The following is a 21,784-nucleotide window of genomic DNA, read 5'->3' on the forward strand; positions in this document are numbered from 1 at the left end:
GCCTCAAAGATAGCTGTTAAATCTGACAGTACGGACATACGGTACCTATAAAAAACGGCGCTTGATGCGCCGCTTGTTTTTCAAGATATTTAACGATGACCGCCGCGGCCACCTCCGTGATCGGAACCACGCCCATGCCCGCCATGCCCGCCGTTGCCCCAGCGATTACCCCACCCTTGATTGGAGTAAGGTCGGTAACCCGCCCTTGGGTAATAACGCGGGGCCGGCTGGTAATAACGCGGCGCCGAGTAATAGCGAGGTTGTGGTGCATAGTAGCGAGGCGCTGGGGTGTAATAGCTGCGCCCATAGGGAGAATAGCGCGGGCCGCCGTAATAATAGGCGGGCGCCGGTGCGGTATAGACTTCGGAGCGATAGTAAGTGGCGCCTCCATCGTAGTAGGGCACACAAGCTGACAAGGTCAGGCCGAGCAAAGCGATAAGCAGCAGTCGTCTATACATGGCGGCCTCCTGGACCGCGGAAGAGCTCCTCCAGCGACGCTGGAGAGCGGCATTCAGCCTTCACTGAATGACGAAATATCTGACATCAAAAACCGAATCTGGTGCGCCTACGACACAAGTCGAAACATCTGTTTCAGACGAAGTGAATGCTCGCCTTCAGGACGCGGCGATGGAACCGGACTCAGCGGCGCTGTATCGTGCAAGGACTTGTGCGCCCCTGCCCGATTCCTGCCTGAACCGACCGATGACCACACCCACCCTTTGCCCTGCCTGCGGCGCTCGCAACGACTGCACCCTGGCCGATCCGCGTACCGCCGACCAGCCCTGCTGGTGCTTCAGCGTAACCATCGATCCGGCGGTGCTTGAAGCCTTGTCCGATGAACTGCGCAATAAAGCCTGCCTGTGCCCGCGCTGTGCCCGGGCGGACGAACAGTTGCGTAACCGCAATGCGCGTTGATCGTTTCCTCAGCAACCTGGCGCAGTTCAATCGCCAGCAAGTGCGCCTGCTGCTGGCGGGGCGCCGGGTGACCGTCGATGGTGTCGAGATCAGCGACCCTCATCATCCAGTGCGCGAATTCAGCCATGTCTGCGTTGACGGTGAAGTACTGCAGGCAGGCAAACCGGCGCGCTATTTCATGCTGCACAAACCCCAGGGCTGCGTGAGTGCCACATCGGACCCGCAACACCCCACTGTCCTGGACTTGCTGGATGTACCAGACAAGGCCGAGCTGCATATCGCCGGTCGCCTGGATTTCAATACCACCGGCCTGATGCTGATTACCAACGACGGCCAGTGGTCGCGGCGCCTGACGCAACCACAGACCAAGTTGCCCAAGGTTTATCGCGTGGAAACCGAGCAGGACATCGGTGCACAGTACGCGGTGACTTTTGCCGAGGGTGTGTATTTCGCCTTCGAAGATCTCACCACCCAACCTGCCGAACTTGAGTTGCTGGGCCCAAAGACGGCGCGCTTGAGCATCATCGAAGGCCGCTATCACCAAGTGAAGCGGATGTTTGGCCATTTCGACAATAAGGTGACCGGCCTGCATCGCGAACGGATGGGCCCCTTGGCTCTGGATACAAGCCTTGCGCCGGGCCAATACCGACCATTGACCGACGACGAAATCCGACAGGTCTGACGACCGTTCGGCCAGCGCCGGCAAAAATCCGGCCGTTCAACTTGCGGCCTGCCGGTTGTGCTGCTTGACTCAGGGCTTGCGCCACATCATGACTGATGAGTCGCCCTATAATCTCCAAGAAACACCTTGCCTCGCCCGCGCTTGATCTGCGGGCCATCCCGGCAAACCGCCCTTCATAACAATACCCGCCGGCCAGCCGTCATCGGACCGACATGGGCCCTCATTTCAAGGCGTATGCCTACCTGTCACAAAGCTCGTGCAGAGTGATCTGCGCGCACTACCCGCTTGCCAGGAGTCTTACGACATGAGGCCAGAAATCGCTGTGCTGGATATACAGGGTCAGTATCGGGTGTACACGGAGTTCTATCGCGCGGACGCGGCTGAAAAGACCATCGTCCTGGTCAATGGCTCCATGGCGACCACGGCGTCCTTCGCTCAAACCGTGAAAAGCCTGTACCCGCAATTCAATGTGGTTTTGTACGACCAGCCTTACGCCGGCCGTTCCAAAATCCATAACCGCCATGAGCAGATGCTGACAAAGGAAGTTGAGGGTCAGATTCTCCTGGAACTGCTCGATCACTTCGCCGCAGAGCATGTGCTGTCCTTTTCGTGGGGCGGTGCCGCCACGCTGGTCGCGCTTGCACACCGGCCTCGACGTGTGGAAAAAGCCGTGATCAGCTCATTCTCGCCAGTGATCAATGCGCCGATGCGCGATTACCTTGAGCGCGGTGTCGACTACCTCGGCAACCTCGACCGCGACCGCATCGGCCACCTGGTCAACAGCACCATCGGCAAGCATCTGCCGTCGCTGTTCAAGCGCTTCAACTACCGCCACGTCAGCAACCTGGCCGAGCACGAATATGGGCAGATGCACTTTCACATCAGCCACGTACTCAACAGCGACCGGCTGTGCTACCTCAGGGCGGCCAAACAGATCGACATTCCGGTGTTGTTCTTGAACGGCGAATGGGACGAATACACCAGCGCCGAGGATGCCAGGCTGTTTGGCCAGCATGTGGCCAAGAGCAGCTTTAGCACCATCCAGGCCACGGGGCACTTTCTGGATATGGAGCACAAAGCGGCGTGCCGGGATAGCCGTGAGGCAGTGGTGGGCTTCTTGAAACCAGAGCGACAGGTGAGCCGGCTGCGATATCACCAGGGGCAGACGCAGCATGCAGCTACCCTTTGAAATGGAGACTGGCGACGGCGAACAAGCGCCCTCGCCACACGCAACCCACACATTTTTCAAAGAAAAACTTCAAATTGCGGCGAACATCTGGTACAAAGTCAGCCGCTCTGAGCGGGTATAGTTTAGTGGCAAAACGAAAGCTTCCCAAGCTTTAGTTGAGGGTTCGATTCCCTCTACCCGCTCCACTTGAAAGTGGCACCTGCGTCAGGCTAAATCTGGCGAAAGATGCATAGAAACCGGTCCCTGGTGACCGGTTTTTTTATGCGTGGGATTTGAGATTCAAGAACGTTGTGCACTGACCCGTTCGGGTTTGACAGGCTTCCAGCCCACCAACGCGATCAACAGGGTCAGCAGTTGCAAACCGATGATCAGCCCCACACACCCGGCCCAGCCCCAGCGCTCCCAAATCAGCGCCGGCACGATAGCTCCGCAGCTACCGCCCAGGTAGTAACAGGTCAGGTAGACCCCCACTGCTCTTGCTTTGCTGTCGCCAGCGTTGGCGGTGATGAAGGCATTGGCAGCGGCTTGGGCGAGGAACACGCCGGTGGAGCTGAAGGCCAGGCCTACCACGATGCACCCCAGGGAAGGCACCAGGGTCAGGGCCGAACCACAAACGCCCAGCACCGCGGCGATGCTCAGCAGTTCTGCCTGTGGGCGGGCTTTGCTGAGGCGGCCGGCGATGGGTATCACGATCAGCGCCAACAGAAATACGGTGTACAGCGCTCCCAAGGCCGCAGGCCCGAGGTTGAAAGGCGGTAGGCCAAGGTACAAACCTGCGTAGGTGAAGGCGGCGACCTGTGAAAATAACACGCAAAAACCTACGGCATACGCAGCCATCAGCGGCGTGCGTAAAACACCTGACCAAGCCGCCTTGGCCAGCTTCGCCCGCGGGCGATTGGCGGGCAGCAGAAACTGGATAAAACCGCCGACCATCAGGCTCAACACGGCCAGCCACTCAAACGCTTCGCGCCAGCCCACGTACTCGGTCACCACCCCGGTGACGAACCGCCCGGCGAACCCACCCAGCACGGTACCCGCCACATACAGGCTGGTGACTTCAGTCACCGTGCCACCGCTCCAGCGATCGCCGATGTAAGCCACGCTCGTGGCAAACACTATGGGGATCAGCATGCCCTCGACAAAGCGCCAGACCAACACTCCGGCGAAGCTGTCAGCATAAGCCGTCATCAACGCCGGCCCCGCCAGCAACAGCGCCGCCAGGCTTATCACCGTGCGTTGCTCGAAGCGTCGGGTCAGGTGGCTGACAAATGGCGCAGTGATCGCCACCGCCAGCGTGGTCACGGTAATGCTCCAGCCGGCAGCCTTGGCGCTGATGTCGAACTGCGCCGCAAACACCTGCAGGATGCTCTGGGTGGCGTAGAGGTTGAGGAACGCCGCGCAGCCACACAGGAACAGGGCAAGGCGGGCACAATGCAGGCGCGGTTTCATGAAACCTCTCGTTTTATTTTGTGCGGCCTTTATAGAATGGCCGGCGTGCCTTTAACCAATACCGAATTCCGACCGATTGATACCCAAGGATCAGGATGCTCGACCTACGCAAGCTGCGTTACTTTCTGACGGTCGCTGAAGAACTGCACTTCGGCCGTGCGGCACTTCGCCTGCATCTGGCCCAACCGCCGCTGACTCGGCAGATTTCTGCGCTGGAGGCAGCGTTGGGGTTCAAGCTGTTTGACCGCACCAGCCGCACGGTCACCCTCACCGCTCAGGGACGTTCGTTCCTGCCCTATGCCCGCGGTGTGTTGGAGCAAGTAGAACTGGCGCAAGTGATCGCGCGTAAATTGGCCGCCGGCACTGCGGGCCAACTGGCACTGGGATATGCCAGTTCAATCGCGCTGTCGGACCTGTTCAGCCAGGCGATCCAGGCATTCGCCCAGCGCTTTCCCGATGTGCAGTTGACCCTGGTGGAATGCGCCTCCGGCAGCCTGGGCGCCCAGGTGGCGGACGGACGCCTGGATATCGGCTTGAGCCGCCTGATGCCGCAAAGCGCCGATGTCCAGGCGTTATCGCTGGGTGAGGAGCGGTTGGTGGCCGCCGTCTCCAGCGACAGCCCATTGGCCAGCCAAACGATGCTCGGCGTGGCGCAACTCAGCACTTATCCGCTGATTCTGTTTCCGGCCGATTACGGGTCTGGCTTGAACCAGTCCATCGAGCAACTTTACCGACACCACGGCCAGCCCCTGCGCCCTGGGCCGACCGGGCGACAGATCACTTCGATCATTGCCTTGGTGGCGGCCGGGCAAGGCGTTGCGCTGGTCCCGGAATGTACCCGGAGCTTGATGAACAAAGGCGTGACGTATCGACCGCTGCAGGAAGTGGACGCATGTGCGCAGTTATTGGTACTTACCCCGACTTCAGGAAGAGGCGTATTAGTGGACGCATTTATTGGTGTACTTGAACAGGCATTACACATCCCGTAATACCGCGAAAAATCCCGCAATACGTCTCGGCGGCGCCATTCCAGCGCCGCCATACACTTCCTTCAACCGCTACCGAAATATCGGACATCGACCATCGGTAGGTAGAGTGTTGATAATTTTTTTTCAGTAGTTATAGTCACCACCAACACACACCACAAGGAGGTGATGTGGATAGCCGCTATTTGATAGGTAACATCGTTGCAGACGGTTGGTATCTGGTGCGCATCAGGGGCAGTCATCATCACTTCAAGCACCGGACAAAGCCCGGTCTGGTCACGATTCCTCATCCAAAAAAGGACCTGCTGGATAAAACCGCCAAGAGCATTTTGAAACAGGCTCTGCTGAGTTAACCGTCCCTGGAGGGCAACACACATGCTTTATCCCATCGCAATTTCAACGGGCGACGAGGACCACGCCTGGGGCGTGGAAGTCCCGGATATTCCCGGGTGCTATTCCGCCGGCGATGACCTGGACGACGCCATGGCCATGGCCCGCGAAGCCATCGAGGGGCACTTCGAGATCCTTGCAGAAGATGGCGCGCCGATCCCCAGTGCCCAGAAAGTCACCTTGCACGCCGCCAACCCACAGTACGCAGGCTGCACCTGGGCGGTGGTAGACATCGACGTCACCAAGTACCTGGGCAAGGCGCAAAAACTCAACATCACCCTGCCGGGGTATCTGTTGAATCGCATCGATGACTATGTACTGAATCACCCGGAAGAAAAAAGCCGCTCGGGGTTTCTGGCGTCCGCGGCACTCAAGGTATTGCAACAGGATCGATAATCGCGGCGAAGCAACACCGAAGGGTTTACCGCAACGTTCAACTGACAAGAATTTGAACGCAAGAAACGTAGTTTCCATACCCGCTGGCGGAACTAGAGTAGCGTCATCCCCATTAAACGCCTGTTCGAGGAGCACGCTCATGACTTACCAATTCAAGCTCATGCCTTCCCCTGTCGGTGAACTGACCCTGGTGGCGCGCAACGGCAAACTGAGCGCCATTTTATGGGAAGTGGAACGCGCGAACCGTGTGCGCCTGGGTGAATTGGTCGAGGCCAATGACAGCCCGGTATTGCTGGAAACCCAACGCCAGTTAACGGAATACTTTGCCGGATCGCGCAATCGGTTTGAGCTGGAGCTGGATTTCGCCGGTACCGATTTTCAGAAACAGGTTTGGCGGGCTCTGCTGACAATTCCCTTCGGCGAAACGCGCAGCTACGGCCAGATTGCCCAACAGATCGGCAACCCCAAGGCTGTACGCGCAGTCGGTGCGGCGAATGGGCGTAATCCGATCTCGATTGTCGCCCCCTGCCACCGGGTGATTGGCGCATCAGGCGGGCTGACCGGATTTGCCGGGGGGTTGCAGGCCAAGCAGTATTTGCTGGCGCTGGAAGGCGCAGGTCAGGCAGAGCTGGCGCTCTGACTTTGGCGGCGACTGAACCGTACAGCGCTGCTTGCCGAGATATTTGTTAAAAGAAATTTCAGAGAACTGCCGTGGTCAATTGTTCATCACCTCTTCACACAGGAAACGGTAATGAAATTCTCCACGGTCTCGCAAACCCTGTCCCGCTGGGCAGGCAGCCCCCGAACCTTCTACACAGCCGTCGCACTGATCCTGATATGGAGCCTGAGCGGACCCTATTTCCACTACAACGACACCTGGCAACTGATCATCAATACCTCGACGACCATTATCACGTTCCTGATGGTGTTCCTGATCCAGAACACGCAAAACCGCGACAACGATATCCTGCATATCAAGATTGATGAGCTGCTGCGCGTATCCAAGGATGCCCAGAATGCCGTGCTCAGCCTCGATGGCCTGGACCGCAAGGAACTGGAAAAGCTGCGCCAGGAATACCGCGACATTGGCAACACCAGCAGCCTGAGTTTGAACAACGGTTGCGCTGACAACGCTGCGCCGACCAAGACAGACCTGAACCAGGCATAAAAAAACGGCGGTTGGGTAGGCCCCAACCGCCGATTTCATTTCACGCTACGGTCTCAACCGTCGCCTTGGTGACCCTTGCCATAGGTCGACGCCAGGGCACGGGCTTTTTGCAGACGCTCTTCGAGCTTGGGCAGCGTCTCATCCACCAGCGCTTTTATCTCCGGCACATCCGACGCGGCACCTTCTTTCTTGAACAGGGCGATGGCGTCTTCGTTTTCCTTGACCTGCTGTGCGGTATAGGCAGCGTCAAAGGAGTCGCCATCCTTGAGTTCAGGCATCAGGGTTTCGGCTTTATCGACGATCTTTTCCCGTGGCGCGACCGGCAAATCGAGCTTCTTGGCAATGGCTGCCAAGTGCTGGTTGGCCAGGGTGCGCTCGTTGATGACCTCAATGGTGTAGTCCTTGATCTCTTGGGACGAGGTCTTGGCGTGGGCCATGCGACTGGTTTCGATATCGGCCATACCTTTGGCCGAAGCCTGCTCGATAAATTCAGCAGGCGACTGGGCGAAAGCATTGCTGGCGCCGAGGCCCAGCAGCATCGCGAAACTGGCGGTGCGTAACCGGATAGCCATGCGGCTCATGATGGGTTCCTCCAGAGCAAAAATAGGTACGGGGATCTACACCCGCCCTGGATTCGAATTTTCAGAGCCGCAAAGGTTTAGAAAAAACTTGTCAGTGCGACGAACGGTTGTCGTCATTTCATGCAGGCTTGCTTGCGAACAAGCCCGGCAATGCATGCGCCAGGGCATTAATGGCAAAGCCGATGAACATCACGCCGCAGAGCTTGGTGATCAGGATTTCATGGCGTTGATACACCGTGCGCACTCGTTGGGCGCCGACCACGCCGATCAAAATCCCATAGGCCAACAGGCCGCCCACAAAGCTCAGGAAGATCAGCGACGGCAGCATCGACCACGTCAACAACTCGGCACGGCTGGACAGCAACGCGGTGAAGGTCGCCACGGCAACCGGATAGGCTTTGGGGTTGGTCAAGCCGAACACAATGCCATGCCAGAACGGGTGCCGCGCGGCGCCCTGGGGAGCATCGCCGTTGCGGCGCTGGGTACGGATCGCCCGCCAGCCGAGCCAGAACAGATACACACCGCTGAGTACGCCCAATACATCAAACGCACTGCTGCCCACTTCTCGCGCACCGACGATGGCAATCAGCGCAGTACTGCACCACACCACATCACCGAGCAAATGCCCGCACAAAAAACCCGCTCCGGCACGTCGGCCACGCGCAGCACCGATGCCGAACACGGCCAAAACACCTGGGCCAGGTGTAATACCGTAGATAAAACCCGAAGCAAGGACGGCGAGCAGCAAGGATGGGGTCATGAATAGACGCTCTGAGGGACTCTTAAAGGTGATTGATTCTGCATGTTTCACTGCGGTGGGTAAAACTTCATTCCTGCGTAAGGCTTGGCGCGACAAGCTTGCAGGCGCGAGGCCAGATCGCCGACATGAACCTCCAGCTTGTGGCCGTCGGGATCGAGGAAATAAAACGACGCGCCTTCGCTGCGGTTGTCACGCCACCCCTGCACGCCGGCGGCCCGCAGGCGTTCGACCAATGCGGTGAAATCAGCGGCATCGACGGTGAAGGCATAGTGGGTGTAATCCATTGCCGCAGTGGTCGAGCGCACCGGATCCAGCGACAGGCACAGCCAAAGCCCGGGCAAGAAAAGGTAAGCACCATTGTCCCAAGTGGCATCGAGTTGAACACGCAGCAGATCGTGATAAAAACTGACGCTGCGCGGCACGTCGGTGACGACCAGGGTCAGGTGGTTGAAGCCGGTTAGCATTTAGGTTTTCTCTTATTATCGGTGACCATCGGACAATACACCGCACACCCGCCCAATCAACCACTGCAACCCAGAATCACCACCCCGCCGCACATGCCAGGCGAGCTCAAAAGCAAACGAGGGAATATGAAACGGCGGTGGCACGGTCAGCAAATGTTGATGGTCGATATTCAGTAAACCCCGGGACGACACCGTCAAAATCAGATCCGTGCCCTCGATCAACTGAGGCGCCACGCCCCAGTGTGGCAGGCTGATTGCCACATGCCGCCGTTCACGTATCGCAGCCAGTGCCCGTTCGATTTCCGGCGTACCGCTGCCGCGCATCTCCAACAGTACATGTGGGCGTGACAGGTAAGTCGGCAGGTCCAGCGCACCGCTGGGTGCAAGGCTGTGGCGGTCGACCAGGCAGGTGTAATGCTCTTCGAACAATGGCGTCGTACACAGTTCGGCGGGCATGTCGGGGAATACGCCCGCCGCCAGGTCGAGATCGCCATTGAGCACGCCGTCAACCATACCTTCGCGGCTGGCCTGGATGATCTGCAGGTCGATGCCCGGCGCTTCGCTGCGCAGGACGCGGACCAATCCAGGTAGGAGGATCGCTGCGCTGTAGTCTGACATCGCCACGCGAAAGCGGCGCTTGGCCGAGGTGGGGTCAAAACGATTCGGCGCCAATAATGCCTGCACCTGGCCCAGCGCTTCGGCCAATGGCGCTGCCAACTCCAGAGCCCGAGCCGTGGGCACCAGCGCGCCGCCCTGACGCACCAACAGCGGGTCGCCAAGCATATCGCGCAGCCGGGCCAACGCGTGGCTCACCGCCGGCTGGCTCAGGTGCAGGCGCTCGGCGGCGCGGGTAACGTGTTGCTCGCTGAGCAAGGCGTCGAGGATCACCAGCAGGTTAAGGTCGATGCGGCGTAGATCATTCATCAGCTGCATGGTCTATATAAGAACTTGGAATTTAAATCTGCGCGACGAATAGCCTAGAGTCCAGCGAAACTTCTGGGAGCATGGAGATGAGCGTGTTGCATTGGATGGGTTTGTTAGCGCTGGCGGTGATCGCCGGAGCCGTGGTGCCGTTTCAAAGTGCAATCAACGCTAATCTTGGGCGCGGCCTCGGCCATCCATTGTGGGCCACCTTGGCGTCGTTGCTGGTGAGTATCATCGTGCTGCTGCCAGTGATTATCGCTTTGCGTCTGCCCTTGCCGAGCCTGACGTTTATCACCAAGGCTCCGTTGTGGATGTGGGCCGGTGGCGCCTTCGGCGTCTGTTTTATTTCACTGGCGTTGATGCTGCTGCCCAAACTCGGCGCGTCAGGGTTTATTGCGTTGGCGATGGCCGGGCAGATTCTAGCGTCGTTGCTGCTCGACCATTTCGGCCTGTTCGGCCTGGTGCAACGCCAACTGACAACGCCGCGGGTGTTGGGCGCGTTGCTGTTGATCGGCGGCGTGGCATTGATCCAGTTCAGTGGCGCTCAGCCGCCAGGCGATTGATCTGGGCCTGCTCTACCACCGGCTGCGGCGCGCCCAGGCTCGCGGCCTGTAACATTGCCCGGCCGACAGTCTCGGTGCTCACCACCCAAGCCGGTTTTACCCGCCGCACAAACGAAAGCACCGGCCCCAGTAGGCTATAGAAAGCTTGATACAAGGGCGTCTTTGAGCGCACGCCGTGCAACGGCTGAATGATCCCCGGACGGAACAGGTACACCGCCTTGAACGGCAGGCGCAGCAAGGCGTTTTCCGTCTTGCCCTTGACCCGCGCCCACATCAATTGGCCCGTCTCGGAACTGTCCGTGCCGGCGCCGGAAACGTAGATAAAGGTCATCTGCGGATTAAGCCGCGCCAGGGTACTGGCAGCTACCAGGGTGAGGTCATAGGTGAGGTGGGTATACCGGGCTTCGTTCATGCCCGCCGACGAGACACCGAGGCAGAAGAAACACGCATCAAACCCTTGCAGCAGGTTCTCCAGGGGCTGTAAGTCGAGCATGTCGCTGTGCAGCACCTGGTGCAGCTTGCTGTGTTGCTGGGTCAGGGGCGTACGGCCGACGGCGACCACTTCCTGCACATCCGCCGCCAGCAGGCACTCGCGCAGCACGCCTTGGCCGACCATGCCGGTGGCGCCGAATAACAGAACTCTCATTAGGTAACCTCAGCGGCACGCCGCAAGCTTGCTCAAGTAGAACGCGTTGAGCGTGTAGCTTAACGCCTGCCGCCTGAGGCTGCCCTATCAAAACGCGCTACGAAATATCTCCTCAATCTGACGCTGATCCGCCCGACGTGGGTTGGTCAGCCCGCACGCGTCCTTCAGGGCGTTGGCGGCCAGCACTGGGATGTCCTGCAACTTGGCACCCAGCTCACGCAGGCCGGTGGGGATTTCCACGTCCTGGGACAACCGACGGATTGCCGCAATGGCGGCCTGGGCGCCCTCCTCCACGGTGATGCCCTTGATGTCCGCGCCGAGGGCGCGGGCCACGTCGCTCAGGCGCTTGGCACTGACGCTGGCATTGAAGCTTTGTACGTGGGGCAGGAGCACGGCGTTGCAGACGCCATGGGGCAAGTCGTACAGACCGCCCAGTTGGTGAGCCATGGCATGCACAAATCCCAGGGACGCGTTGTTGAATGCCATGCCGGCGAGGAACTGCGCGTAAGCCATGTTTTCCCGTGCGGCCATGTCGTTGCCGTCGCGCACCGCCAGGCGCAGGTTGGCACTGATCAGCTCGATGGCCTTGATCGCACAGGCGTCGGTGATCGGTGTGGCGGCGGTGGACACGTAGGCTTCGATGGCGTGGGTCAGCGCATCCATCCCCGTGGCGGCGGTGAGGCCCTTGGGCATACCGACCATCAGCGCCGGGTCGTTGACCGATAGCAGCGGCGTGACGTTGCGATCGACGATGGCCATTTTCACGTGACGGGTTTCGTCGGTGATGATGCAAAACCGCGTCATCTCGCTGGCAGTGCCGGCGGTGGTGTTGATGGCGACCAGTGGCAGTTGCGGCTTGCTCGACTGGTCAACGCCTTCATAGTCGCCGATGCGTCCACCGTTGGTGGCGCACAAGGCGATGCCCTTGGCGCAGTCATGGGGCGAGCCGCCGCCCAGGGACACCACGAAATCGCAGGCCGTCTGTTGCAACAGCGCCAGCCCCTTCTCGACGTTTTCCACCGTGGGGTTGGGCTTGGCGCCGTCGTAGATCACCGAGTCGATATCCTGCATCGCCAGCTTCTCGGCGATCATGCTGGCCACGCCAGCCTTGGCCAGGCCGGCGTCGGTAACGATCAAGGCTTTACGAAAGCCGTAGGCGCGAATGGCGGTCATGGCTTCGTCGAGGCAGTCGCTGCCCATGATGTTGACGGCGGGGATGAAGAATGTGCTGCTCATGGTCGATCCTCAGAGGCTTTATGCCGACAGAATCCACCGGTACCGCATGGCGCATCTTGATCAGGATCAACTTCAGCTCGTGATAAAGTCACCCTTCAGCCGATTTCGAGTAGACCCGCCGCAATGAAGGATTTCCAGGATATTGACGCCCACCTTGAAGACTGGAGCGCCCTGCGCGACGCCATCGACTTCAACGGGATTCTGATCGGCAACGGCGCCAGCCGCACGATCTGGGAAGACTTTGCCTACGACTCGCTGTTTGAAAACGCTCGCACCGTTGAAGAAAAACCCCTGAGCCAATCCGAACTCAGCGTGTTCGATGCCCTGCAAACCCGCAGTTTCGAGCAAGCCCTGGGCGCCTTGAAAACCACCAGCCGGGTCAACAAGGCCCTGGCGGTCAGTTCGGCGGCGCCGCGCAATCGCTATTACGCGATCAAGGAAGCGTTGATCAACACCATTCACACCGTACACATCCCCTGGCGACTGGTGCAGCCATCGACCCTGGCAACGATCAACAATGAGTTGGCACGCTACGCCACCGTCTTCACCAGCAACTACGATTTGCTCAACTACTGGGCAATCCTGCACACGCCCGGGATCGACGACCTGTTCCGCAGCGCCGATTCAAGCTTCGACCTGCGCAATACCCACACCGACACCACGCGCATTCTCTACCTGCACGGCGGCCTGCATCTGGTGCGCAACCTTGACGGCACAGCGCGCAAACTGCCGTCCACCGACAGCACCTTGCTCAGCAGTTTCGCGATCAACAACACGATCAAGACGCTGGACGATGTGCCGCTGTTCGTCAGTGAAGGCAAGGTGGAAGAAAAGCTCAAGAGCATTCGCAGTTCGGATTATCTGTCGTTCTGTTATGAGCAGTTGCTGAGCCATGAAGGCGCGTTGTGCATTTTCGGCCATGACTTGGGGCCGCAGGATAAACACCTGGCGGATGCGATTCGCCAGGCCGGTATCACCACCCTGGCGATCTCGGTGTCGGGGCGCACTGATGGCTTTATTCGTCAGCAGAAACAGCGGTATTCGCAGCTGTTTGAAGGGACAGGAGCGCAGCTTGAATTCTTCGCGGCGCGCACGCATCCGCTGGGTAATCCGGCGCTTTCAGTCCCGGTCGAACACTGAGCAAAATGTGGGAGCGGGCTTGCTCGCGAATGTGGTGGGTCAGTCAACATTTTCAGTGACTGACACTGCGCTTTCGCGAGCAAGCCCGCTCCCACATTTGATTGCATTTCAAATCGGGATCAGCGTCATTCCTCAGCGCTGTGCACCACCACCAGCAACTGCGCCTGCACCTCTCCCACCGAGCGAATCCGGTGGGGTTTCTGCGCATTGAAATGCAGCGCATCGCCGCGCTTCAACAGCACCCGCTCGCTCATGAAATCCACTTCCACCTGGCCTTCATGCACGAACAAAAACTCTTCCCCCAAATGCTCCTTGAAGGTCTTGTCGGTAAACTCCGCCGGCGGGTAGATGATGAACGGCAACAGGCTGCGCTCGCTCACCTGATGGGCAAGTACCGCATAACCCGGTGACGTGTCGGGCCGTTCATGGCTGCGCACCAGGCTGTAGCTGTCGAGGCTGACGTTGCCTTCGCTGAACAGCTCTTCGACTTTCACGTTCAGCGCCTTGGCCAGTTTCAGCGCAGCGGCAATGGACGGCGTGTTGAGCCCACGCTCCACTTTCGACAGGTAACTCTTGGTCATCCCGGATTTTTCGGCCAGGGCCTCCAGGGTTACGCCAAGTTTTTTTCTCAGTAATTTCAAACGGATAGACATTTGCTGCGGTTAATCCATGCAGAAAGCGATGAGCCGTGCTTGTCAATGACACAAGGTGTCATATAGCATCTTTAGTGTCATTTGCAGTCACCCAACGACCTTGCGAGCAGCGGGCGAGCAGCAAATCCGACGTCCATTGAACTACCCAAAGGACACCGATATGGCCAAGACATTAGCACTCCCAAAAGACCAACTGGTCAAGCAAGCCCTGAGCCAGATGCAAAACAGCCTGGCAGATAATACGTGGACCGAGCGCCAAAAGCTGGCGCTGACTTGCCGAATTCTGTTCGAACACGGCCACGACTCCGGCCTGGCCGGGCAAATTACCGCACGCGGGCCTGCGCCTGGCACCTACTACACTCAGCAACTGGGCCTGGGTTTTGACGAAATCACCGCCAGCAACCTGCTGCTGGTCAACGAAGACCTGGAAGTGCTCGAAGGTCATGGCATCCCCAACCCGGCCAACCGCTTTCACACCTGGGTGTACCGCGGGCGCCCGGATGTAAACTGCATCATCCATACACACCCCACGCACATTGCCGCGCTGTCGATGCTGGAAGTGCCGTTGCAGGTGTCGCATATGGACCTCTGCCCGCTGTATGAAGATTGCGCGTTCCTGGAGGCCTGGCCCGGCGTGCCGGTGGGCAATGAAGAGGGGGAAATCATCACCACGGCGCTGGGCGACAAGCGCGCCATCCTGCTCTCGCACCACGGCCAGTTGTCCACCGGGGCCAGCATCGAAGAAGCCTGTGTCATCGCGCAGTTGATCGAGCGGGCGGCCAAGTTGCAGTTGCTGGCGATGTCCGCGGGCACCGTCAAGCCGATCCTGCCAGAGCTGGGGCGCGAGGCCCACGACTGGATTTCCAAGCCCAAGCGCCACGGCGCTGCGTTCAATTACTACGCGCGGCAGAATCTGCGTAAACATGCCGATTGCCTGAACTGATCGCCCCCTTTTTCGACCGGAGTTTTCCCATGTCCAATCCAACTATTCACGGCATCATCGGCTACACCATCACCCCGTTCAGTGCTGATGGCCAGCGTGTTGACTTCGATGCACTCGGGCGTTCTATCGACCGCTTGATCGACAGCGGCATCCACGCCATCGCGCCGCTGGGCAGCACCGGCGAAGGCGCTTACCTGAGCGATGCCGAGTGGGACGAAGTCAGTGCCTACAGCATCGAGAAAGTCGCCAAACGCGTACCGACCATTGTCAGCGTGTCCGACCTGACCACCGCCAAGGCCGTTCGCCGTGCGCGCTATGCCGAGGCGCACGGTGCCGATGTGGTCATGGTGCTGCCCGCCTCATACTGGAAACTCAGCGAAGCGCAAATCCTCGCCCACTACGCCGCAATCGGCGACAGCATCGGCGTGCCGATCATGCTCTACAACAACCCGGCCACCAGCGGTACCGACATGTCGGTGGAGTTGATCCTGCGCATCCTCAAGCAGGTCGACAACGTGACCATGGTCAAGGAGAGCACGGGCGACATCCAGCGCATGCACCAGTTAAAACTGGAGAGTGACGTGCCGTTCTACAACGGCTGCAACCCGCTGGCCCTGGAAGCCTTCGCGGCCGGTGCCAAAGGCTGGTGCACCGCGGCGCCGAACTTGATCCCCCAACTCAATCTGGACCTGTATCAGGCAGTGCTGGCCAATGACTTGAATAAAGCGCGAGAGCTGTTCTACCGACAGTTGCCGTTGCTGCAATTCATCCTCAAGGGCGGGTTGCCGACGACGATCAAGGCCGGGTTACGCCTGACTGGATTGGAGGTGGGGGATCCCAGGTTGCCGGTGTTCCCGCTGGGTGAGGCGGGGATCGAGCAACTCAAAACACTTCTGAAATAAACTCAGGGCCTGTGTGGGAGGGGGCTTGCTCCCTCCCACAGTTGAATTGAGTACAGCCTTTAAATAGAGACAAATAGCAATAATTCTCGATATCATTCACGACCTTTCCACCTCGTGCTTCGTCAAGAAGGATATCCATGTCTCGTCCCAAGCCCGACCCGTCGTCGGCCGATGCCTGTCGCGGGTTTTATGCAGATATTCTGTATTTCCTGCGTAAACGCACGGACAACGCCAGCGACGCGGCGGACATGACTCAGGATGTCTTTACCCAGTGGCTGGGCTACCGCGACCGAGCCAAGGTCGAGCAGCCCCGGGCGTTTCTGTTCCAGATGGCGCGCAATCTGTTGCGCGATCACTGGCGCAAACAGAAGGTACGGCACACCGCCCATCCCGATCACGCCGAAATGGATACCGAGCCGGTCACCGACGAACAGCACGACCCCATGGCCGCCGCCCTGCGCCTGCAACGCCTGGAACAGTTGAAAGAAGTCCTCGCCGAACTCTCGCCCCGCCGGCGAGAAGCCCTTATGCTGCACCGCTTCGAAGGCTTGAGCCAGGCACAGATCGCCGAACGCATGGGCATTTCGACCAGCATGGTAGAAAAGCACATTGCCTTGGCCCTGCTGCATTGCAAGCGACGCCTTCAATCCGACCCCGGCACGGAGCAGCCAGAATGAACCGCCTGAGCGACATCGACGCCCTGGACAGCCAAGCGAGCGACTCCATCGACGCCCAGGCCGCCAGTTGGTTTGCACGCAACCGCAACGCTGCCAGCCGTGCCGACCGCAAAGCCTTTGCCGCCTGGCAGGCGGTGCCAGCCCATGCGCGTGCCTATGCCGAATTCGAACAGCTGTGGGCCGACCTGGCCCAGTTGCAACAACTGAACAAACCGCTGCCGCTGGCCAAACGCAAACGCCCCCTCTGGCGCCCAGCCCTTGCGGTGGCCGCTGCCGTGCTGTGCGCCGTGTTGGCGACCCACATCGGCGCGCCCCGCGAGCTGTATCACACCCAGGTCGCCGCTCATGCCAAAAGTATGCGTACCTTGAACCTGCCCGATGGCAGCACCCTGTACGTGAATGCCAACACCCGCATCCGCGTGGACTTCAGCGCCCATCAACGTGTCGTGCATCTGGACAAAGGCCAGCTGTATATCGAAGTGGCGGCCGACAAGGAGCGGCCACTCTACGTGCAAGCCGGCGAGTCGATCATACGGGTGGTGGGCACTGGTTTTGACGTGCGCCGCGGCCAGCAGCAACTGGTGGTGAGCGTTGCCCATGGCCAGGTGGCGTTCGAGCCGGACAGCAAAAGCCCCACCACCCTGCTCGGCGCCCGGCAACGTGCCGCTTACAGCTACGCCAAAGGCACCCTGCAACAACAAACCCTCAGCGCTGAAGAAGTGGCCGATTGGCGCAGCGGGCATTTATCGTTTCGCAATCGCGAACTGGCCAGCCTGATCGACGAGCTGAGCCTGTACCGTCCCCAGGCGCCGTTGCAGGTCAGCAAGGCCGTGGCGCAACTCAAGGTGTCGGGCAACCTGGATGTGAATGACCCCGATGCCCTGCTCAACGCCTTGCCCGCCCTGTTGCCGGTAAAAACCGTGGTCTTGGCCGATGGCAGTGTGAAAATCGAGCCGAGCAAATAGCCTGCATACTGCCCACATGAGAATATTTTGCATTCGCATGTGTGGTTTTTTTGGTCTGCCCCGTCTTCCTCCTGTCCGTGTTTGATACGCACACCTTTTTGGCTATTTAGCCGCTCCGGGGGATTTCATGTTTCGCGCGCCTTGCCACGCTTCGCACCTGTTTCTTCGACCCACGCTCCTGGCCACGTGCCTGGCCTTCAGCCTCAACGCCCAGGCCGAGTCGTTCACCCTGCACCTGCCGGCCCAGTCACTGGCCACGTCCCTGAGCCAGGTGGCACAGCAGGCGAAAATCCAGCTGCTGTTCGATGAAAGCCTGCTCAAAAACCTGAAAGCGCCGGCGCTCGACGGTGACTACACCGCGGAAGTAGCGATTCGCTCCCTGCTGAAAAACGGCGAGTTCACCCTGATCAAGGTCGGCAGCACCTACGTAGTGCGCCCCGATGAGGGCAAGGCCACCAGCAGCGCCGCGATCCAGCTGGACACGCTGAGCGTGATCGGCACCGGCAACGAAGTGAACGCCGGCACCGTCAACCGCTCCACCCTGACCCAGGCCGATATCGACCGCTACCAGTCCAATAACATTCCGAGCCTGTTGCAGACCCTGCCCGGTGTCAGCCAGGGCGGCTCGCTCAAACCTGGCGGGCAGACCATCAACATCCGTGGTTTCGGCGATGCCGAAGACGTGCCGTTGACCGTGGACGGCGCCACCAAGACCGGCTTTGAGCGCTACCAGCAAGGCACGGTGTTTATCGAACCCGAGCTGATCAAGCGCATCGAAGTGGAAAAAGGCCCCAACTCGCCGTTCACCGGCAATGGCGGCTTCGGCGGCACCGTCAACATGATCACCAAGGACGCCCCGGACCTGCTCCAGGACGGTCGCAACAGCGGCGCGATGCTCAAATACGGCTACTCCAGCAATGATCATGAACAGGTCTACAGCGGTGCCGTGTATGGCCGCACCGACGATGGCCGTTTCGACGCCCTGGCCTACCTGACCCAACGCGACGGCGGCGATATGAAGGTGGCCGCCAAGTTGCCCAACGACAACAACGAGTACCCGATCAACCCCCAGCGCTTGCCCAACAGCGCGCAGGATGTGGACGGCAAGTTGTTCAAGGTCAACGCGTACTTCACCGATGAGCAGAGTGTCGGCCTGTCGTACTCGCGTTCTCACAGCAACCGCTGGACACCGTTTTCCGCCGCGAGCTACCCGACGCCGCCTACCCAGTTCAACATCGACCGCTACGGCTACGAAGGGGCCTTGAAGCGCTTCCTCGCGCACCGCGATACGGTCGATACCACCTGGTCGGGCAAGTATCACTACCAGCCGCTGGATAACCCGCTGGTGGACCTCACTGTCAAATACTCCCAGTCCAATACCGAACAGACCGACGAGCGTGACGCTACCGCGTTTTTCCAACTCGCTACCGGCGGGCGCAAGATGGACACCGCCTACACCGACAAAAACCTCGACATCCGCAACGTCAGCTTGTTCGACACCGGGCCCTTGCAGCACGCGGTGACCGTCGGCGGGCAGATCCGCAAGCACATCCGCGAAACCGAAATGTGGATGCCCGGCACCACCTACAACACGCCGCGCTACAACTATGGGCACTTCCAGCCGGGCTTCATGCCCCAAGGCAAGGTCGATACCAACAGCTTCTTTATCCAGGACGCGGTAACCCTCGGCGATGTGACGATCACGCCGTCGCTGCGCTATGACCACGTGCGCAATCGCGGCGAGGGCAACGATGCGCCCTACTACAACAACCCCGACCCCGCGGTTGGCCACGATTACAGCGACCGCACCTACACCGGCTGGTCGCCACGCCTGGCGCTGTTCTGGACCGTGACGCCGAATGTGGGGTTGTTCGCCAACTGGAGCCAGACCTGGCGCGCCCCGGTGATCGACGAACAATATGAAGTACAGGGCCTGGGCAGCCGCACCGCGACCAGCGTGGACCTGGACCCGGAGCGCATCACCTCGATCACCCTGGGCAACATCACCAACTTCGACAACCTGTTGGTCCAGGACGATAACCTGCAACTGCGCACTACCCTGTTCCACAACAAGATCGAAGACGAAATCTTCAAGGCCACCGGCGTGGGCTGCCAGAACCAGGCCATCAACGGCGGCAGCATCTCCTCAGCGTGCCCACCGGGGCCGATGTCCAACTATCGCAATATCGGTGGCATGACCATCAAGGGTGTCGAACTCGAATCGATCTATAACTCCACCTACCTGTTTGGTTCGGTATCGTTTGCCTATGCCAAGGGCCAGCACCAGGGCGCCTACACCAACCCGTGGGGCCCGGATGTGGCGGCACGGGATATCCCACCGACCAAATGGGTGCTGGTACTGGGCACCAACATCCCGGCCTGGGATGCCCAGGTGGGCTGGATGGGTCAATTCATCGGCGCTACCGACCGCTTGCCCAGCGACAAATACTCCGGTGGCCCGGGCTCCGGCGTGGGTGATTTGTTCTTCGACCAGTACGGCAACAAGCGTTACAACACCCAAGGCCTGTTCGCCAAATGGAAACCGCAGCAGGCTTACCTCAAAGGCACCGAGGTGAACTTCACGGTGGACAACCTGTTCAACGAAAACTTCCGCCCGGCGTTGAGCGGCGACCGCGCCTATACCAAGGGGCGCGATGCGAAGATCAGCGTGACGCGATTCTTCTGACCACACACGCATTCCAAATGTGGGAGCTGGCTTGCCTGCGATAGCCGTGGTACAGCCACCATCGTCATCGCAGGCAAGCCAGCGCCCACAGGGAACGCGCTCACTTCAGGCCAGGTAGCGATCCCCGCGCAACAGGGTTTCCAGGCAGTGCTCAGTGATGTGGTAGAACGCCTTGAGCTCCTGGATTTTCACCAGCAACTGCGCGTTGTCCAAAGGCTGCGCACGCTTGACCGCAAGAATCATCTTGTTCTTGTTGGTGTGCTCCAGCGAGATGAACTCGAACACCTTGGTCTCGTAGCCACAGGCTTCCAGGAACAACGCACGCAAGCTGTCGGTGACCATTTCTGCCTGCTGGCCCAGGTGCAGGCCGTATTGCAGCATCGGCTTGAGCAGCGCCGGGCTCTGGATCTGCAGGCGGATCTGCTTGTGGCAGCATGGCGAGCACATGATGATCGACGCGCCGGAGCGGATGCCGGTATGGATCGCGTAATCGGTGGCGATGTCGCAGGCATGCAGAGCGATCATCACGTCCAGCTCGCTCGGCGCCACACTGCGTACGTCCCCGCACTTGAACACCAGCCCCGGGTGCTCCAGGCGTGCGGCAGCACTGTTGCACAGGGTGACCATGTCTTGGCGCAATTCAACACCGGTAACCTCGCCCTCGGCCTTGAGGGTATTGCGCAGGTAATCATGGATGGCGAAGGTCAGGTAGCCCTTGCCCGAGCCGAAATCGGCAACGCGCACCGGTTGGTCGAGTTTCAACGGCGACGACGTCAGCGCATGGCTGAACACTTCGATGAACTTGTTGATCTGCTTCCACTTGCGCGACATCGAGGGAATCAACGCCTGCCTGGCATCGGTCACTCCCAGATCGGCGAGAAACGGCCGGCTCAGGTCGAGGTAGCGGTTCTTCTCACGGTTATGCTCGGCTGACGGTGCTTCGCGCAGTTGCTGCGGCTGGCTTTTGAACAGCGAGCTTTTGTTCTTCTTGCTGTATTCCAGCTGGGCTTCGTCAGTCAGCGACAGCAAGTGCGCGTTCTTGAATGATGCAGGCAACAGCTCGGCAATCGCCGCCACGCCGTCGGCCGAGGGGAAATTCTTGGTGATGTCGCGGGTCTTGTAGCGGTACACGAAGGACAGGCACGGCTGGTCTTTGACGGTGACCGGCTTGATGATCAGCCGTTGCAGCTCGGCTTCCTCACCGACGTACTTGGCCAGCACCAGCTTGATAAAGGCGTTTTGCGCAAGGCTTGCGCTCAGCAATTGGATGAACTGGGCGTGATGATCCGGCGCAGGGTTGGCGGGTTGAGCGGTGACGGACATGAACAAAAACGCCTCGGGCAAAGAATGCCGGGCATTTTAGGGGGGATAGGGGTTCAGGGCACGGGGTTATTTGACCAATGGTCAGTTCCAGCAGCCACAGTAGATCCAAATGTGGGAGGGGGCTTGCCCCCGATTGCAGTATGTCA

Annotated in this window: 25 protein-coding genes and 1 tRNA gene; 16 read left to right on the forward strand and 10 right to left on the reverse strand. The window is 59.6% G+C overall.

All coding sequences use genetic code 11. The features are described 5' to 3' along the window. Positions 1–89 precede the first annotated feature (89 nt). Positions 90–458 (reverse strand): hypothetical protein, encoded by a 369-nt coding sequence (locus E4P01_RS16340; protein WP_078820533.1) that lies wholly within the window; start codon positions 456–458, stop codon positions 90–92. Positions 459–702: 244 nt separating this feature from the next. Here E4P01_RS16340 and E4P01_RS16345 point away from each other — a divergent pair, with 244 nt between their 5' ends. The 4 genes from E4P01_RS16345 (at position 703) to E4P01_RS16360 (ending at position 2,971) form a co-directional block, all read left to right on the forward strand. Then, positions 703–915 carry a cysteine-rich CWC family protein gene (locus E4P01_RS16345; protein ID WP_216090876.1) on the forward strand — a complete coding sequence of 71 codons (213 nt, stop codon included), beginning with the start codon at positions 703–705 and terminating at the stop codon, positions 913–915. Continuing rightward, entirely contained in the window at positions 905–1,597 is a 693-nt protein-coding gene (locus E4P01_RS16350) for a pseudouridine synthase (protein ID WP_216090875.1), read from the forward strand. The genes E4P01_RS16345 and E4P01_RS16350 overlap by 11 nt, the downstream gene beginning before the upstream one ends. 304 nt (positions 1,598–1,901) lie before the next feature. Then, on the forward strand, positions 1,902–2,786 hold the full coding sequence (locus E4P01_RS16355) for an alpha/beta hydrolase (protein ID WP_078820531.1): 885 nt from the start codon (positions 1,902–1,904) through the stop codon (positions 2,784–2,786). 111 nt (positions 2,787–2,897) lie between these two features. Beyond that, a tRNA-Gly gene (locus E4P01_RS16360) sits at positions 2,898–2,971 on the forward strand. A gap of 94 nt (positions 2,972–3,065) precedes the next feature. Here E4P01_RS16360 and E4P01_RS16365 read toward each other — a convergent pair. Then, positions 3,066–4,235 (reverse strand): MFS transporter, encoded by a 1,170-nt coding sequence (locus tag E4P01_RS16365; RefSeq protein WP_078820530.1) that lies wholly within the window; start codon positions 4,233–4,235, stop codon positions 3,066–3,068. A gap of 95 nt (positions 4,236–4,330) precedes the next feature. Here E4P01_RS16365 and E4P01_RS16370 point away from each other — a divergent pair, with 95 nt between their 5' ends. From E4P01_RS16370 to E4P01_RS16390, 5 genes are all read left to right on the forward strand, one after another. Continuing rightward, a complete protein-coding gene (locus E4P01_RS16370) occupies positions 4,331–5,224 on the forward strand; it encodes a LysR family transcriptional regulator (protein ID WP_216090874.1) in 894 nt (297 codons plus the stop codon). A 167-nt stretch (positions 5,225–5,391) separates the two neighbouring features. Then, positions 5,392–5,574 carry a type II toxin-antitoxin system HicA family toxin gene (locus E4P01_RS16375; protein ID WP_078820528.1) on the forward strand — a complete coding sequence of 61 codons (183 nt, stop codon included), beginning with the start codon at positions 5,392–5,394 and terminating at the stop codon, positions 5,572–5,574. Between the two features lie 22 nt (positions 5,575–5,596). After that, a complete protein-coding gene (locus E4P01_RS16380; RefSeq protein ID WP_032877288.1) occupies positions 5,597–6,007 on the forward strand; it encodes a type II toxin-antitoxin system HicB family antitoxin in 411 nt (136 codons plus the stop codon). Between the two features lie 139 nt (positions 6,008–6,146). Then, the gene (locus E4P01_RS16385; protein WP_216090873.1) at positions 6,147–6,647 is read left to right on the forward strand and encodes a methylated-DNA--[protein]-cysteine S-methyltransferase; all 501 of its coding nucleotides are present in this window, start codon (positions 6,147–6,149) and stop codon (positions 6,645–6,647) included. Between the two features lie 111 nt (positions 6,648–6,758). Further along, positions 6,759–7,175 (forward strand): low affinity iron permease family protein, encoded by a 417-nt coding sequence (locus E4P01_RS16390; RefSeq protein ID WP_103733494.1) that lies wholly within the window; start codon positions 6,759–6,761, stop codon positions 7,173–7,175. 53 nt (positions 7,176–7,228) lie between these two features. Here E4P01_RS16390 and E4P01_RS16395 read toward each other — a convergent pair whose 3' ends face one another. The 4 genes from E4P01_RS16395 to E4P01_RS16410 all read right to left on the reverse strand — a co-directional run bounded on the left by E4P01_RS16395 (position 7,229) and on the right by E4P01_RS16410 (position 9,913). Then, a complete protein-coding gene (locus E4P01_RS16395) occupies positions 7,229–7,756 on the reverse strand; it encodes a DUF4142 domain-containing protein (RefSeq protein WP_005785958.1) in 528 nt (175 codons plus the stop codon). A 118-nt stretch (positions 7,757–7,874) separates the two neighbouring features. Beyond that, complete coding sequence (locus E4P01_RS16400; protein ID WP_032877291.1) at positions 7,875–8,516, reverse strand: LysE family translocator; 642 nt, start codon at positions 8,514–8,516, stop codon at positions 7,875–7,877. A gap of 47 nt (positions 8,517–8,563) precedes the next feature. Continuing rightward, the gene (gene fos / locus E4P01_RS16405; RefSeq protein ID WP_216090872.1) at positions 8,564–8,980 is read right to left on the reverse strand and encodes a fosfomycin resistance glutathione transferase; all 417 of its coding nucleotides are present in this window, start codon (positions 8,978–8,980) and stop codon (positions 8,564–8,566) included. A 15-nt stretch (positions 8,981–8,995) separates the two neighbouring features. Further along, a complete protein-coding gene (locus E4P01_RS16410) occupies positions 8,996–9,913 on the reverse strand; it encodes a LysR substrate-binding domain-containing protein (RefSeq protein WP_177464402.1) in 918 nt (305 codons plus the stop codon). 77 nt (positions 9,914–9,990) lie between these two features. Here E4P01_RS16410 and E4P01_RS16415 point away from each other — a divergent pair, with 77 nt between their 5' ends. Continuing rightward, positions 9,991–10,467: a DMT family transporter gene (locus E4P01_RS16415; protein ID WP_032877293.1), complete on the forward strand. Its 477-nt coding sequence runs from the start codon at positions 9,991–9,993 to the stop codon at positions 10,465–10,467. Here the strand turns inward: E4P01_RS16415 and E4P01_RS16420 are convergent. Together E4P01_RS16420 and yiaY are read right to left on the reverse strand one after the other, a co-directional pair. Next, positions 10,439–11,113 (reverse strand): NAD(P)H-binding protein, encoded by a 675-nt coding sequence (locus E4P01_RS16420; RefSeq protein WP_216090871.1) that lies wholly within the window; start codon positions 11,111–11,113, stop codon positions 10,439–10,441. The genes E4P01_RS16415 and E4P01_RS16420 overlap by 29 nt on opposite strands. A gap of 87 nt (positions 11,114–11,200) precedes the next feature. Next, entirely contained in the window at positions 11,201–12,349 is a 1,149-nt protein-coding gene (gene yiaY / locus E4P01_RS16425; RefSeq protein ID WP_078820523.1) for an L-threonine dehydrogenase, read from the reverse strand. A gap of 123 nt (positions 12,350–12,472) precedes the next feature. On the opposite strand from yiaY, the gene E4P01_RS16430 reads away from it, so the two are divergent. Then, positions 12,473–13,489 (forward strand): DUF4917 family protein, encoded by a 1,017-nt coding sequence (locus tag E4P01_RS16430; RefSeq protein WP_078820522.1) that lies wholly within the window; start codon positions 12,473–12,475, stop codon positions 13,487–13,489. A 125-nt stretch (positions 13,490–13,614) separates the two neighbouring features. On the opposite strand, the gene E4P01_RS16435 is transcribed toward E4P01_RS16430, so the two are convergent. Beyond that, the gene (locus E4P01_RS16435; RefSeq protein WP_032877297.1) at positions 13,615–14,142 is read right to left on the reverse strand and encodes an XRE family transcriptional regulator; all 528 of its coding nucleotides are present in this window, start codon (positions 14,140–14,142) and stop codon (positions 13,615–13,617) included. Between the two features lie 160 nt (positions 14,143–14,302). Here E4P01_RS16435 and E4P01_RS16440 point away from each other — a divergent pair, with 160 nt between their 5' ends. From E4P01_RS16440 to E4P01_RS16460, 5 genes are all read left to right on the forward strand, one after another. Further along, positions 14,303–15,085, forward strand: coding sequence for an aldolase (locus tag E4P01_RS16440; protein WP_005785944.1), 783 nt, complete (start codon positions 14,303–14,305; stop codon positions 15,083–15,085). Between the two features lie 29 nt (positions 15,086–15,114). Next, on the forward strand, positions 15,115–15,987 hold the full coding sequence (locus E4P01_RS16445) for a dihydrodipicolinate synthase family protein (protein ID WP_005785942.1): 873 nt from the start codon (positions 15,115–15,117) through the stop codon (positions 15,985–15,987). Positions 15,988–16,124: 137 nt separating this feature from the next. After that, complete coding sequence (locus tag E4P01_RS16450; RefSeq protein ID WP_032877298.1) at positions 16,125–16,664, forward strand: RNA polymerase sigma factor; 540 nt, start codon at positions 16,125–16,127, stop codon at positions 16,662–16,664. After that, positions 16,661–17,629 (forward strand): FecR domain-containing protein, encoded by a 969-nt coding sequence (locus E4P01_RS16455; protein WP_216090870.1) that lies wholly within the window; start codon positions 16,661–16,663, stop codon positions 17,627–17,629. The genes E4P01_RS16450 and E4P01_RS16455 overlap by 4 nt, the downstream gene beginning before the upstream one ends. Positions 17,630–17,756: 127 nt before the next feature. Further along, complete coding sequence (locus tag E4P01_RS16460) at positions 17,757–20,315, forward strand: TonB-dependent receptor (RefSeq protein ID WP_216090869.1); 2,559 nt, start codon at positions 17,757–17,759, stop codon at positions 20,313–20,315. Positions 20,316–20,420: 105 nt separating this feature from the next. Here E4P01_RS16460 and E4P01_RS16465 read toward each other — a convergent pair whose 3' ends face one another. Beyond that, positions 20,421–21,638 carry an SAM-dependent methyltransferase gene (locus E4P01_RS16465; RefSeq protein ID WP_216090868.1) on the reverse strand — a complete coding sequence of 406 codons (1,218 nt, stop codon included), beginning with the start codon at positions 21,636–21,638 and terminating at the stop codon, positions 20,421–20,423. Positions 21,639–21,784 lie beyond the last annotated feature (146 nt).

It is taken from the genome of Pseudomonas sp. NCIMB 10586 (assembly GCF_023127895.1).
GTDB classification, from domain to species: Bacteria; Pseudomonadota; Gammaproteobacteria; order Pseudomonadales; family Pseudomonadaceae; genus Aquipseudomonas; species Aquipseudomonas synxantha_A.